The following is a 13,307-nucleotide window of genomic DNA, read 5'->3' as shown; positions in this document are numbered from 1 at the left end:
CCTCCCCCAATTGTTCATCTGGTGACGTGACCCTATCGATGGAACACTGTCAATCAACCTCTGCCGTCAGCCAGAGACGTCGACGACCTTCGGGGTCTGTTCTGTTATCAGGGCCAACACCCAGTCGTGAAACAACCGGGCAGCCGGATTGGCGGCGTTTGACGAGAGGTAATAGCCTTCGTTGCTGTCAACCGAACATTCATGCGCGCGTATGACCAGACCTGCGGCAATCGCATGAGTCGTCAGCAATTCGCTGACCAACGCGACACCGCTGCCGTGAACGGCCAGTTGCAGTGCCATCCCAAATGTATCGACAAAAACACCAGGTTGGCGGCGCAAGTCCTGTTTTTCAAACCATGTGCCCCACCCACTTGATGTCCCGACAGCCTCGATCAGAGGCAGGTCAAACACGCCGCCCGCGACCGTCGGAGATTTCACGGCAACCAGACGGTCAGGCATCAGGCGGACAGCGCCCTGCCCCACCTGTTTCTTTGATCCGAACCTAACCTGAACATCAGCGTGGGATGCGTGGAAATCGTCGGGCCAGATCGCACTGAGAAGCCGGACGCGAACTTCAGGATGGCGTCTGGTAAAATCTGACAGATATGGGGCAATAACCCAATGGGCGATGCTAACAGACGTGGCGACAGTCAAGATGTCTCCGGACGCGCTGGCGTCCACGCGCCCGGCAGCCGCGGCAAGCGCTTCAAGCGCGCTGCCAACCTCGGGCAATAGTTTACGCCCCGCATCCGTCAGCGCCAAGCTTCTGGGGTGCCTCACAAAAAGAGCTGTCCCCAAACGCATCTCGAGCGATTTCACTTGCTGACTGACCGCCGATTGCGTCAAGCCAATCTCTTCGGCAGCCGCCGTAAAGCTAAGCGTTCGTGCAGCCGCCTCAAAGGATCGGAACCAGGTCAGTGGTGGAAGAGATTTACCCATTTGGTCAAGCTGTCCATTAATCTTTTTAATGGCAAAGCACATAATTCAATCATTTGTCAAAAACCCTGTCCGTTTTTAACGTTTGCGAGCGCGACAGGAGAGCTTTGATGCAACCGGAAATACGTAAGATCGTCACCTACGATGAGGAGGTCCTTGTCGAGGGCTTCCGAGCCGCCAAAACCCCATGGCGCATGTTTGCCGTGGCGGCAGTGGTTCACAACCCCTGGGCAGGACGGTTTGTGGAAGACCTTAAACCCGAGATACAGGCCTATGGCCCTGTTCTGGGTGAGATGATGACAAAACGTATGATCAAACTGGCCGGGAGTGGTGAGGCAATCGAAGCCTATGGCAAAGCCGCCGTGGTCGGGCTGAATGGTGAGGTCGAGCACGCTTCGGGCCTTATTCACACGTTGCGCTTTGGCAATCACTACCGTGAGGCCGTCGGTGCGAAATCCTATCTGGCGTTCACCAACACACGTGGTCCGGCAAATGCGCCGATCATGGTGCCGTTGATGGATAAAAACGATGCCGGGCGGAGGTCGCACTACCTGACAATTCAGTTCTCAATTTCTGACGCACCGCGCGATGACGAAGTTGTGGTCGTATTAGGCGCAGCAACCTCGGGCAGACCGCACCACCGTATCGGTGACCGTTATCAGGATCTCAAGGATTTGGGCCATGACCTGGACAACCCGGCCGCGGTCTGAGATCGGCGGGCTGGCGGCTATCCAGACTGGTTCGGGTCAGAATATCCTTCTGTTGCATGGTGTTGGTTTACGGGCTGAAGCCTGGGGTGCGCAATTGGACGGGCTTGAGTCCGAGGGTTGCATGACCGCTCCGGACATGCCCGGTCACGGAAACAGCCCATTAACTGACCTCAGCATCGGGCTTTCGGCGTACACCGAAGCGGCTCGGGGTGTTCTGGACTGCATGAGTGGAGCGGTCGTTTTGGTTGGCCACTCGATGGGGGCCATGATCGCGCTTGATGTTGCCACCAAAGCGTCAGACCGGGTTTGTGGGGTCGTCGCATTGAACGCGGTTTTTGAGAGAGCCGCGAATGCGGCACAGGCCGTGCGCGACCGTGCGGCGCAGCTGGATGGCAAGACGATCGCTGATCCCACCAGCACATTGCATCGATGGTTCGGAGATGTCGCCTCGGCTGAGCGCGATGCCTGCCGTAGATGGCTGACGGCCATGGACCCGGCTGCGTATAAAACGGCCTATTCCGTCTTCGCCCACAGCCAGTGCCCCCGACGCGATGCGTTGGAGAAACTAAGCTGCCCGGCGCTTTTTCTAACCGGCAGTCTTGAGCCCAATTCAACCCCGGAGATGTCACGCGCCATGGCGGACGCCGCGATGAACGGGCGCGCGCAAATCATTGAAGGCGCTGCACATATGATGCCGATGACGCATGCAGATCAGGTCAACGCTGCGATTTCCAGCTTTCTGAGTGAGCTGCGCCCATGACCGCGCTTGATCCTCGTGACCTTCGTCGTGCATTCGGTCGGTTCATGACCGGTGTGACGGTTGTGACGACGTGTGATGACGTAGGCAATCCACTTGGCTTTACGGCCAATTCCTTCACTTCGGTTTCTCTCGACCCGCCGCTGCTTTTGGTCTGTCCGGGAAAAAACCTGTCTTCTTTCGACGTTTTTGCAACCTGCGCCCGTTTCGCGGTGAACATTCTGGCCGAGGGGCAGGAAAACGTATCCAATACGTTTGCCGGGTTCAAAGGTGATCGATTTGCCAAAGTCGATCACTACTTTGATAAGAATGACGTCCCTTTGATCAGGGGGGCAGTCGCAACGTTTTCCTGCCGCACTCATCAGGTTGTCGAAGCCGGCGACCATTGCGTTTTGATCGGTCAGGTCGAAACGTATTCTCAGGACGATGCCACCGGACTTGGCTATGCGAACGGGCAGTATTTCAGCCTCGGACTGGAGCGTGGCGCGCTGGAACCATCCGGGCGAAATGTGGTCTGTGGCGCGATCATCGAACAGGACGGGCACGTCTTTCTGGAGAAAACAGATGCCGGTTTCCGCCCGCCGCAAGTTACGCTGTCAGATCGGCAAGATCTGCGAAGCAGCCTTATGCAGAACCTGACGGCAAGGGGTATCAATGCGCGCCTTGGCGTCGCGTATTCCGTCTATGACGATGCGACCACGCACCATGTTTACATTCTTGCGTCTGCGCCCGCCCTGCCCCGGCATGGCCCGTTTCACGCAGTCGCAACCAAAGACCTGGCGACCCTGCCTTACGCGTCAGCACCCATCGCCACCATGATGGCTCGTTTTGCGCTGGAAAGCCGAACCCGCAATTTCTCGCTTTATCTGGGTGACGCCCAGCGGGGCGATGTGCACAGCCTGTCGGAAAGGACCTGAGGAATGGAGTTTTCCCTTTTTGCCCATATGGAACGGCTGGGCCCCGAAGAGTCGCATGAGAAGTTGTATGAAGAGTTCATCGAGCTGTGCAAGATGGCTGATCAGGCAGGGATGCGTGCGGTCTGGACCGGTGAACACCACGGGATGGATTTCACCATCGCACCCAACCCGCTGATGTCGCTGGTGGACATCGCGCATCATACCAAAAACGTGCGCCTTGGCACCGGCACTGTGATCGCACCGTTCTGGCATCCGATCAAACTGGCGGGAGAGGCAGCCGCGGCGGATATCATGACCGGTGGCCGGATCGAACTGGGCATAGCGCGCGGTGCCTACTCTTATGAATATGAGCGGCTTATGCCCGGTCTGGACGCATGGACCGCCGGTCAGCGAATGCGAGAGATCGCTCCTCTGCTGCCCAAATTGTGGAAAGGCGACTGCGCGCATGACGGAGCGTTCTTTCAGTTTCCCGCCACCAGTTCGGCGCCAAAGCCGGTGCAACCCGGCGGGCCGCCCATCTGGATTGCCGCGCGGGATCCGAACAGCCACGAGTTCGGCGTTCAGAACGGGTTCAACATTCAGGTCACCCCGCTGTGGCAAGGAATCGAAGAAATTGAGACACTGATGACCCGTTTTGAGACCGCCTGTGCCAATCACGGCGGAGCGCGCCCGAAGATCATGCTGCTTCACCACACCTATGTCGGGCGCGATGACACTGAACTGGATCAGGCTGCGCGGGATTTGTCCCGGTTTTACAACTATTTCGGCGCGTGGTTCCAAAACAAGCGACCAGTCCGACAGGGATTGATTCAGGCGCTAACCGAAGAAGAAATGGCAGCCAACGCAATGATGGCACCCGAAAATCTGGCGCGCGATCTGACAATCGGCACGGCGGACGGGGTAACAGAACGTCTGAAACGCTATGAAGACCTTGGATATGATGAATACTCGTTTTGGATCGACAGCGGCATGAGCTTCGAACGCAAACGCGCTTCGCTTGCCCGTTTCATCGACGATGTAATGCCAAAGTTTCAGTGAGGGGCCGCAATGCACCAGAAGCCACATTACCAGCTATTTATCGACGGCGCTTGGACCGAAGGGGCACGTGGGCAAGTGATGGCCTCGTTGAATCCGGCAACGGGCGAGGAATGGGCCAGTTTCGCCTGTGCCGCAGCCGAAGACGTAGAGCGCGCCGTTTCTGCAGCGCGCCGGTCACTTGATGATCCGGCGTGGCGGGACATGACGCAAACTGCACGTGGCAAACTGTTGTTCCGGCTTGCAGAACTGATCGAACAGAACGCAGGACGCCTTGGCGAGATCGAGACGAAGGACAGTGGTAAGCTACTGGCGGAAACCGCGACCCAAACGGCATATGTCGGCGATTACTACCGCTACTATGCGGGGTTGGCGGACAAAATCGAAGGCGCGGTCCTGCCGATCGACAAACCGGACATGCATGTCTTTACGCGGCGCGAGCCCATTGGCGTGGTGGTCGCAATTGTCCCCTGGAACGCGCAGATGTTTCTCACGGCTACCAAGCTTGGGCCAGCTCTTGCCGCGGGTTGCTCGGTTGTGCTGAAGGCGTCAGAGGTTGCGCCCGCCCCAATGCTGGAATTTGCCCGCTTGATCGACAAAGCGGGATTCCCACCCGGCGTCGTTTCCGTCATTACCGGGGACGCAGAAAACTGTGCGATCCCTCTCACCCGACATCCTGACGTAGACCGGATCGCATTCACTGGCGGCCCGGAAACGGCGCGTCATGTGGTGCGCAACTCGGCTGAGAACTTTGCCGTAACCACGTTGGAATTGGGTGGAAAATCCCCGATCATAGTATTCGATGATGCCAATCTGGATGGTGCGGCCAACGGACTGATCGCGGGCAATTTCGGCGCCTCAGGTCAAAGCTGCGTCGCAGGATCGCGCGGGCTGATCCATCGCCCAATTATGGAATCCCTTATTGCCAAAATCGAAGAAAAGATGTCGGGCATTGTCATCGGCGATCCATTGGAACCTGAAACTCATATTGGCCCGCTGTGCACAAACGCCCAGATTGTCAGAATTCAGGCGACGCTGGCCAAGGCCAAGGAACAGGGCGCCCGTATTCGTTTCGGTGGCGCGCCACTGGATCAGTCAGGTTATTTCATGGCCCCAACGCTGGTGGAATGCACCAATGCCGAGACGGAGACCCTGAAGGTGGAAATGTTCGGCCCCGTCATGTCCTTGCTGCCCTTCGACACTGAAGAAGAGGCAATCGCCCTGGCCAATGACACGCCGTTCGGGCTTGGCTCGGGTATCTTCACCGAAAATGTCGCCCGTGCTCACCGTGTTTCATCACGCCTGAAATCGGGCATCTGCTGGATCAACACCTACCGCGCCGTCTCACCCATCGCGCCCTTTGGCGGTTTAAATCAATCCGGTTATGGCAGGGAAGCGGGATTGGAGGCCATTCACGATTACACGCGAACCAAGACCGTTTGGCTGAATACATCGGACAAACCGATGTCGAACCCATTTGTTATGCGCTGAGGTGATCTGCAAGACGATCAACGATCACAACTGCACAGCAGCGCTGCCTTCCAGCCTTATCACTTGCCCCACTTTCAGCAGGATCAAGAGTGGGTGCGATTTGCTTGGGAAAACGCGATGATCGCATCAACCAACAGGTCAATCGTATCAACGGCTATTACGTCCGCGGCGACACTGTCGGCGATTAACGACAGCTCTGAACACGCGATAAGTTGCATATCTGCCCCGGCACCAATCAGTTCCGCAGATACGGTATTCAGAGTTTCGCGTGCCTCATTGTAAGGATCACCGGCCTTGATCCTGCGGATGGCCGCAAGCATCTTGCCCTCATCTGCTGGCCAGACAACTGACATTCCCCGCGCTTGAAACGCGGTGTCGAAAAGACCTACGCGCCGCAGCGCGGGCGACGCCAGCATCCCGATACACCCACCCGGTCCGATTGTCCGGTCGGCACGATCCACTGCCAGTTCCACCATGTTCAACAAGGGAATAGTCGCGGCATCCGTAATCGCAGCAGCATAGTAATGTGCAGTGTTGCACGGCATGGCCAATGCCACAGCCCCGGCAGCTTGAAGACGACGTGCCATCGCGGCAAGCACAGGCCCCGGATCCGCGCCCGTTCCGTCAATCAAGTGAGAAATGCGAGACGGCACCTGCGGGTTCATATCGATCAACAACGGGATATGGTCGCGATCGTCGTCTGCTGGCACAGTCTCCACCAACTTGCGCTGGAGGAGGATAGTCGCCTCAGGGCCCATGCCACCAAGAATACCGATCGGGGCCCGCGTCATTGGTCAGATATTGACCCAGCGGTTCTGATGATCAAACACAAAGTCATACCCCCCCAGCGCCGCTGCACCGCCGGTATGCAGGAATACGACTCGCTGGTCCTGGAACTCGCCTTTGCGTGCAAGATCAATAAGACCTGCCGCACCTTTTGCCGAATAGCAGGGATCCAAAAGTATCCCCTCCAGCTCGGCGAACATCCGGATTGCCTCGATACCACTTTCGGTAGGCAAGCCGTAACCCTGTCCGACGTAATCTGTATTGGCCATCACGTCTTCGCGGTTCACGACGCCTGCACATCCCAGCTTCTCGGCTGTTTTACAGGCAAGATCGTAAACCATCTGTTCTTGTTTAAGTTGGGGCGCCCGGGTCCCGATCCCCAAAACCGGCACCTTCGCGTTCATGGCGCACATACCGGTCACCAACCCCGCCTGCGTTCCCGAAGAGCCGGTCGCGTGCACCAGCCGGTCAATTCTCAAACCGCGGTCGTTGGCTTGGCCCAAAAGCTCAAAAGCTGCGTTCACATAGCCAAGGGCACCTGTCGGATTTGATCCACCACCGGGGATGAGGTAGACGTTGCGTCCTTCTGCCCTTTTCTTTTCTGCTGCTTTTTCCATCTCGGCCGGCATGTCATGCCCGCCGGGAAATTTCTCGGTGGTTGCACCGTGCAGGTGATCCAGCAGGACATTGCCGTTGGTGTTGTAGTTTCCGTCCTGATAACCGGTGCGATCTTCCAGCAGAATATGGCAATCAAATCCCAGCTTGGCTGCAAAAGCGGCTGTCTGTCGGCCGTGGTTGGTTTGAGTTGCCCCTTGCGTCATGACCATATCCGCGCCCTGCGCCTCAGCTTCGGCCATCAGGAATTCCAGTTTGCGCGTCTTGTTGCCACCGGTCGACATACCAGTGCAGTCATCGCGTTTGATCCAGATTTCCACCCCCAGTTCTTTGGACAGCCTCTTCATCGGTTCCAACGGCGTCGGCAGATGGGCAAGATGCACACGGGGAAAGCGGGCGAGATGCATGTGGAGGCTCCTAACATTGAATTTCGGCAATTTATCATCGCTTGAACCGCGTATCTAATTCGAAATTCAACTCATAACTTGCATGAATTGCATATTAGAAATGCTTGGTCTATTTAAACCCCATGCGCTTGGAATGGATCGATGACATTTTGGCTGTTTTGGATGGCGGTTCCTTGACACGAGCCGCTGAAAAGCGGCTTCTCACTCAATCGGCCTTCACCCGGCGTATACGGCTTATCGAAAACAGCGTCGGAGCCACCCTGTTTGACCGCCGCCGCAAGCCCGTATCACTTATGCCTGGCATTCAGTCATTGGAGCCCGAACTGAGAGAGCTTAGTACGCGGCTGCACAAACTGCGACATGTGCTGAAGACAGCGAATGACCAAACCGGGAAGTCACTGTCGTTTGTGTGCCAACATGCTTTGACGACCACGATTTCGCCAAGGATCGTGCAAACGCTGACCGAGAATGACGATATCTCAATTCACGTGCGATCGGGGAACCAGGACGAATGTCTTTTGAACCTGATCTCAAAACAGGTCGATTTCGCGATCATGTATTCGGTTCCGGGCGACGAAATAAGCAGTATTGGTGACGCATTCGAAGCCAAGACACTTGGCGCGGACACTTTGATCCCCGTTTGCGCACCCTCTGTTCGCAACAAAATCACCAGCGCGGCACTTCCGGTCATAGGCTATCCGTCCGATGTGTTTCTGGGGCAAGTTTTCGCTCGGAAAATCGCGCCGCGATTACCAGAGGAAACCACACTTGTGACCAGAGCTGAAACGGCCCTGACATTTGCGATGCAACAATATGCCATCAATGGAATTGGCGTTGCCTGGTTACCTCATTCTCTGGTTGCTGCGTCCCTGGCAACAGGTCAGCTTCAACGCGCTGACAGCACACTTCCTTCACAGGAACTGACAATCAGGATGGTTCGTTTTGCAGTTGCTCAGTCCGAATATTGTGAGCAAATCTGGCAAAGCTTTGATGCGCTTCCACTCGATTTCGCTACGTTGCATTATTGATCTGACGTCGAAGTAAACAACTTCCAGAACGCGGATGAGTGCGGCCCAAGGCAGCCCACCTATTCAAGGTGAACCCGAGTATTAAGCCCGCATCGGAACTTCTCACGGGATTCTGGCCCTAATTCGGCTCTGGTTACTCTGCCGCTGATGTTACCCTGTCCGGTGCGGTCAACCGCTGCCATGCGTCGTACTGGGCGAGAAAGATTTGCCCGTTGAGGTCGTCGAGGAAATGCGACTGTTTCAGGCGGTCCATCACGGGGCCTTTGACTTCGGACAGGTGCAGACCAACGCCCATGTCACTCAGGCGGTGGTTGATGGCCTCAAGGCTTTCAAGGGCTGAAAAGTCGACCTCGTTCACCGCCGAGAACATCAAAACCACGTTGCGGATTTCGCAGCCCTCGGTCACTCGCGCTTGGATCAGGTCTTCGAGGAAACGGGCGTTCACGAAATACAGGCTTTCATCCACCCGCAGCGTCACAAGTGACGGCTCGGTGTCGACTTTGTGGCGATTGATATTGCGGAAGTGCTGCGTGCCCGGCACAAGCCCGACCTCGGCCACATGCGGGCGCGAGGTTTTGTAGAGATGCAGAAGGATCGAAATCGCAACGCCGCTGGCCACACCGGTTTCGACCCCGGCCAGCAAAGTCAAAACGATGGTGGCGGCTACGGCGGTAAAATCGGCGCGCGAATATCCCCAGGTCTTTTTCAGGATCGACAGGTCCACAAGGCTTAGCACCGCAACAATGATCGTCGCGGCCAGGGTGGCCTTGGGCAAAAAGTACACCAGCGGTGTCAGGAACAGCGCGGCAATCGCCAGACCACCAGCGGTATATATGCCTGCCGCCGGGGTTTCCGCCCCCGCATCGAAGTTCACGACCGAGCGTGAGAACCCGCCGGTGACCGGAAAGCCGCCGGTAAATGCCGCGCCCAGGTTGGCTGCGCCCAGACCGATCAACTCCTGATCGGGGTCCACGCGCTGGCGTTTCTTGGCAGCCAGCGTCTGCGCAACCGAGATGCTTTCGACAAAACCGATGATCGAGATCAGGATCGCAGGCACCAGCAATGCACCGATGAGGTCCGAGGACAGCCCAGGCAAAGTCAGTGGCGGCAGGTTCTGGGGCACGTCGCCGACGATCTTGACGCCCTGCGCATCCAGCCCGAACCCCCAGACGACAACTGTGGTCACCACCACGGCAGCCACTGGTCCGGCCTTGGTCAGCACGTCAGCCAGCAAGGGCGTCACCCCCATGCGCCGCAACGCGGGTTTGAGGTTCTTGCGCACCCAAAACAGGAACGCAGTGGCCAGCACGCCGATGATTACCGTCAGCCAATTGGTCTGCCCAAGGTTTTCGAAGATTGAACCCAGCATCCCCGGCAGGGTATGCCCATGCGCGCTGACACCCAGAATGTGCTTTAACTGGCTGGTCGCTATCAGGACACCCGACGCGGTGATGAAGCCAGCGATGACAGGATGGCTGAGGAAATTGGCCAGAAAGCCCAGTCGAAAAACGCCCAGCAGCACCAGAAACCCACCCGAGAGGAAAGCCAGTGTCAGTGCCGCCACCATGTATCCAGCTGTGCCCTGCTCGGCCACCTGCCCCACGGCGCTGGCTGTCAGCAGCGACACAACCGCCACCGGCCCCACCGCCAAAGCCCGGCTGGTGCCAAAAACTGCATAAAGGATGATCGGTAGAATCGAAGCATAGATCCCGGCCTCAGGCGGCAACCCTGCCAGCAAGGCATAGGCCAAGGACTGTGGGATCAGCATGATCGTGACGATCACGGCTGCGATCAGATCATTCGACAGCGACGCACGTCTATACTGGCGACCCCAGTCCAGAATAGGAAGGAAACGTAAAAGGCTCTGCATGGGTTCACGTCCTGAGAAAGCGGCGGCCAGAGCGCGGAAGGCTCTGACCGCCATACCGTGGCCCGTCGCACATTTAGTGAAGGCGGGACAGGCCAGATCTAACACCGGTTCTTCCGGTGTCAGTTTCGAAGGGAGTTAATCGGTCGCCACCTTCAGTGGTTCGGGCTTGGCCAACCACTCTTTGCCCTTCAGCATCGCGGACCAGTAGATCGGCGGCAGCAGCTTCTCTTTCAACAGCCACGCCAACCGGCTGGGTTTGGTTCCGTCGATCAGGAATTTCGGGAAGCTGGGTGTCATCACTCCACCATAAGCGAACTCGGCCAGAACGATCTTGCCACGCTCGACCGTCAACGGGCACGAGCCATAGCCGTCATAGGCGGCAACCGGGCCGCGGCCCTGAATATCGGCCACGATATTATCGGCCACGGTCGGTGCCTGTTTACGCGCCGCCGCCGCGGTTTTGGCGTTGGGCGCGTTCATCACGTCGCCCAGCGACCAGATATTGTCGAAGCTCTTGTGGCGCAGTGTCGCCTGATCAACATCGACCCAGCCCGCCGCGTCCGCCAGCGGCGACACGCGAATAAAGTCTGGCGCGACCTGTGGCGGGCAGACATGCATCATGTCAAACTCGACCGTGACCAAATCCGGCTCGGCGTCGGGCACTGCAACCTTAAAGGTCGCTTTTTTCGCCGCCCCATCTACCGACACCAGATTGTGAAAGAAATTCAGCGAGGCGTCGTATTTCCTGACGTATTCCATCAGCGCCGGGACATAGTCCTTGACCCCGAACAGCACACCGCCAGCGTTCATGAACTGGATGTCGATATCCTTCAGAACACCGCGCCGGAACCACGCATCGCCCGACAGATATAGGGCTTTTTGTGGCGCACCCGCGCATTTGATCGGCATCGGCGGCTGCGTGAACAGCGCCCGGCCCTCCTTAAGCCCTTCGACAAGCTGCCAGGTGTAGGGCGCCAGGTCATAGCGGTAGTTCGAGGTCACCCCGTTGCGGCCCAAGGTTTCTTCCAGCCCTTCGACCGCGCTCCAGTCCAGCTTGAGCCCCGGAGACACGACAAGACGGTCGTATTTCACCACGCGACAGCCATCCAGAATAACGGCATTGTTCAGCGGCTCGAAGGCAGCAACTGCCGCCTTGATCCACTTCACCCCGCGCGGGATCAGGGATCCCATCGTCTTGGCGGTCTGTTCTGCGGAGAAGACGCCCCCGCCCACCAACGTCCAGCCGGGCTGATAATAATGCACGTCAGACGGATCAATGATGGCAATCGACAGGTCGGATTTGCGCGCGTGCAGGCTGGCCGCAGTGGCAATACCGCCAGCCCCACCGCCCACGATAACCACGTCGAATGATGCGTCGCCCGTGTCGGTCGGCGTTTTCCCACCATTGGCAATGCGGCGGGCGACGCCGCTCATGTCATAACCGGCGACCTTGGTGGCAGACAGGATCTCGGATACCGGACGCTTGTGCGCCGCCTCGTTCAACGACCACAAAGTGGCCGAGCGCGTGCCGGTCCGGCAATAGGCCAGAACCGGACCCGGCAACTCGGTCAGCGCGCTGCCAAAGGCCTCGGCGTCCTCGTCCGTGACGATCCCGGTTTGCACTGGAACATAGCGCACCTCGAGACCCAGTTTTTCCGCAGCTACCTCGATCTCCTCGAAAGTCGGCTGATCGGCACCTTCGCCATCGGGACGGTTGCAAATGATGGCACGAAAGCCCGCGCCTTTTATCGCCTCGATGTCATTTGGCGTAATCTGCGGCGACACCGAAACTGCGCCTGATATCTTTCTGATGTCCATGGGTGCCTCTTGCGTTCAGAGCTTGTTGACTGGGACTTTGAGCATCTGGTTCCCATCCTGGTCCGTTGGAATGCCGCCCGCCCGGATGTTGACCTGAATCGAGGGGACGATCAGTGTCGGCATTGCCAGCGTCGCGTCGCGCTCGGACCGCATCTTGATGAACTCGTCCCTAGTCTTGCCGCCGCCCACGTGAATGTTGTGGGCCTTCTCCTCGGCGACGGTGGTTTCCCACTGGATGTCACGCCCGTTGGGACCATAATCGTGACACATGAACAGCCGGGTTTCGTCCGGCAGGCTAAGCACCTTGTGAATCGAGTCATATAACGTCCCCGCGTCGCCCCCGGGGAAATCGGCCCGCGCCGAGCCACCGTCAGGCATGAACAACGTGTCGCCCACAAAGGCTGCATCCCCGACAACATGCACCATGCAGGCGGGTGTGTGGCCCGGCGTATGCATGGTAAAGGCGGTCATGTTGCCGATCTTGTAGGTCATGCCATCGACGAACAGGGCGTCAAACTGGCTGCCGTCCCGCTGAAACTCGGTGCCTTCATTGAAGATCTTGCCAAACACGTCTTGCACGATCTTAATGTTTTCACCGATGCCGATCTTGCCGCCCAGCTTTTGCTGGATGTAAGGCGCGGCTGACAGGTGGTCGGCATGGGCGTGGGTCTCAATGATCCATTCCAGCTTGAGGCCCCTCTTCTCTACCTCGGCAATCAGCATGTCGGCATGGCCAAACGTAATGCGTCCAGCGGCATAATCGATGTCCATGACACTGTCGATAATCGCACAGGCATTCGAGGTCGGGTCCGCAACAATATAACTGATCGTCGCCGTCGCCTCGTCGTAAAAACCCTGAACATCGGGCTTCACGCTCAGATCAACTGGGTAGCTTCCAATCGGCGTCGCTATCGCGTCGGCCATCTTTTTGTTGTGC

Annotated in this window: 12 protein-coding genes; 6 read left to right on the top strand and 6 right to left on the bottom strand. The window is 57.7% G+C overall.

The features are described from left to right. Positions 1-66: 66 nt before the first annotated feature. The gene (locus ACR3FC_RS15490; RefSeq protein WP_480476300.1) at positions 67-939 is read right to left on the bottom strand and encodes a LysR family transcriptional regulator; all 873 of its coding nucleotides are present in this window, start codon (positions 937-939) and stop codon (positions 67-69) included. 107 nt (positions 940-1,046) lie between these two features. On the opposite strand from ACR3FC_RS15490, the gene ACR3FC_RS15485 reads away from it, so the two are divergent. The 5 genes from ACR3FC_RS15485 to ACR3FC_RS15465 are packed head-to-tail and all read left to right on the top strand — an operon-like array spanning position 1,047 to position 5,846. Further along, the gene (locus ACR3FC_RS15485) at positions 1,047-1,646 is read left to right on the top strand and encodes an amino acid synthesis family protein (RefSeq protein WP_209504371.1); all 600 of its coding nucleotides are present in this window, start codon (positions 1,047-1,049) and stop codon (positions 1,644-1,646) included. Then, positions 1,618-2,406, top strand: a complete 789-nt coding sequence (locus ACR3FC_RS15480; protein ID WP_480476298.1) for an alpha/beta fold hydrolase — start codon at positions 1,618-1,620, stop codon at positions 2,404-2,406. Before ACR3FC_RS15485 ends, ACR3FC_RS15480 begins: the two co-directional genes overlap by 29 nt. Continuing rightward, positions 2,403-3,320, top strand: coding sequence for a flavin reductase family protein (locus tag ACR3FC_RS15475; protein ID WP_480476296.1), 918 nt, complete (start codon positions 2,403-2,405; stop codon positions 3,318-3,320). Before ACR3FC_RS15480 ends, ACR3FC_RS15475 begins: the two co-directional genes overlap by 4 nt. 3 nt (positions 3,321-3,323) lie before the next feature. Beyond that, positions 3,324-4,358: an LLM class flavin-dependent oxidoreductase gene (locus ACR3FC_RS15470; protein ID WP_480476294.1), complete on the top strand. Its 1,035-nt coding sequence runs from the start codon at positions 3,324-3,326 to the stop codon at positions 4,356-4,358. Positions 4,359-4,367: 9 nt separating this feature from the next. Continuing rightward, complete coding sequence (locus ACR3FC_RS15465) at positions 4,368-5,846, top strand: aldehyde dehydrogenase (protein WP_480476292.1); 1,479 nt, start codon at positions 4,368-4,370, stop codon at positions 5,844-5,846. A gap of 83 nt (positions 5,847-5,929) precedes the next feature. On the opposite strand, the gene cuyB is transcribed toward ACR3FC_RS15465, so the two are convergent. Both cuyB and cuyA read right to left on the bottom strand, forming a co-directional pair. Further along, positions 5,930-6,637: a cysteate racemase gene (gene cuyB / locus ACR3FC_RS15460; protein ID WP_480476290.1), complete on the bottom strand. Its 708-nt coding sequence runs from the start codon at positions 6,635-6,637 to the stop codon at positions 5,930-5,932. Between the two features lie 3 nt (positions 6,638-6,640). Then, on the bottom strand, positions 6,641-7,654 hold the full coding sequence (gene cuyA / locus ACR3FC_RS15455) for a D-cysteate sulfo-lyase (protein WP_480476288.1): 1,014 nt from the start codon (positions 7,652-7,654) through the stop codon (positions 6,641-6,643). Between the two features lie 122 nt (positions 7,655-7,776). On the opposite strand from cuyA, the gene ACR3FC_RS15450 reads away from it, so the two are divergent. Further along, on the top strand, positions 7,777-8,682 hold the full coding sequence (locus ACR3FC_RS15450; protein WP_480476286.1) for a LysR family transcriptional regulator: 906 nt from the start codon (positions 7,777-7,779) through the stop codon (positions 8,680-8,682). Between the two features lie 133 nt (positions 8,683-8,815). On the opposite strand, the gene ACR3FC_RS15445 is transcribed toward ACR3FC_RS15450, so the two are convergent. From ACR3FC_RS15445 to ACR3FC_RS15435, 3 genes are all read right to left on the bottom strand, one after another. Then, positions 8,816-10,552: a SulP family inorganic anion transporter gene (locus ACR3FC_RS15445; RefSeq protein ID WP_480476284.1), complete on the bottom strand. Its 1,737-nt coding sequence runs from the start codon at positions 10,550-10,552 to the stop codon at positions 8,816-8,818. Between the two features lie 135 nt (positions 10,553-10,687). Further along, positions 10,688-12,370, bottom strand: a complete 1,683-nt coding sequence (locus ACR3FC_RS15440) for a bifunctional protein tyrosine phosphatase family protein/NAD(P)/FAD-dependent oxidoreductase (RefSeq protein WP_480476282.1) — start codon at positions 12,368-12,370, stop codon at positions 10,688-10,690. A 15-nt stretch (positions 12,371-12,385) separates the two neighbouring features. After that, positions 12,386-13,270, bottom strand: coding sequence for an MBL fold metallo-hydrolase (locus ACR3FC_RS15435; protein WP_480476938.1), 885 nt, complete (start codon positions 13,268-13,270; stop codon positions 12,386-12,388). Positions 13,271-13,307 lie beyond the last annotated feature (37 nt).

Source organism: Ruegeria sp. AF3, assembly GCF_056536285.1.
Note: the sequence above shows the minus strand (reverse complement) of the source record. Positions and strands in the feature narration are given on the sequence as shown.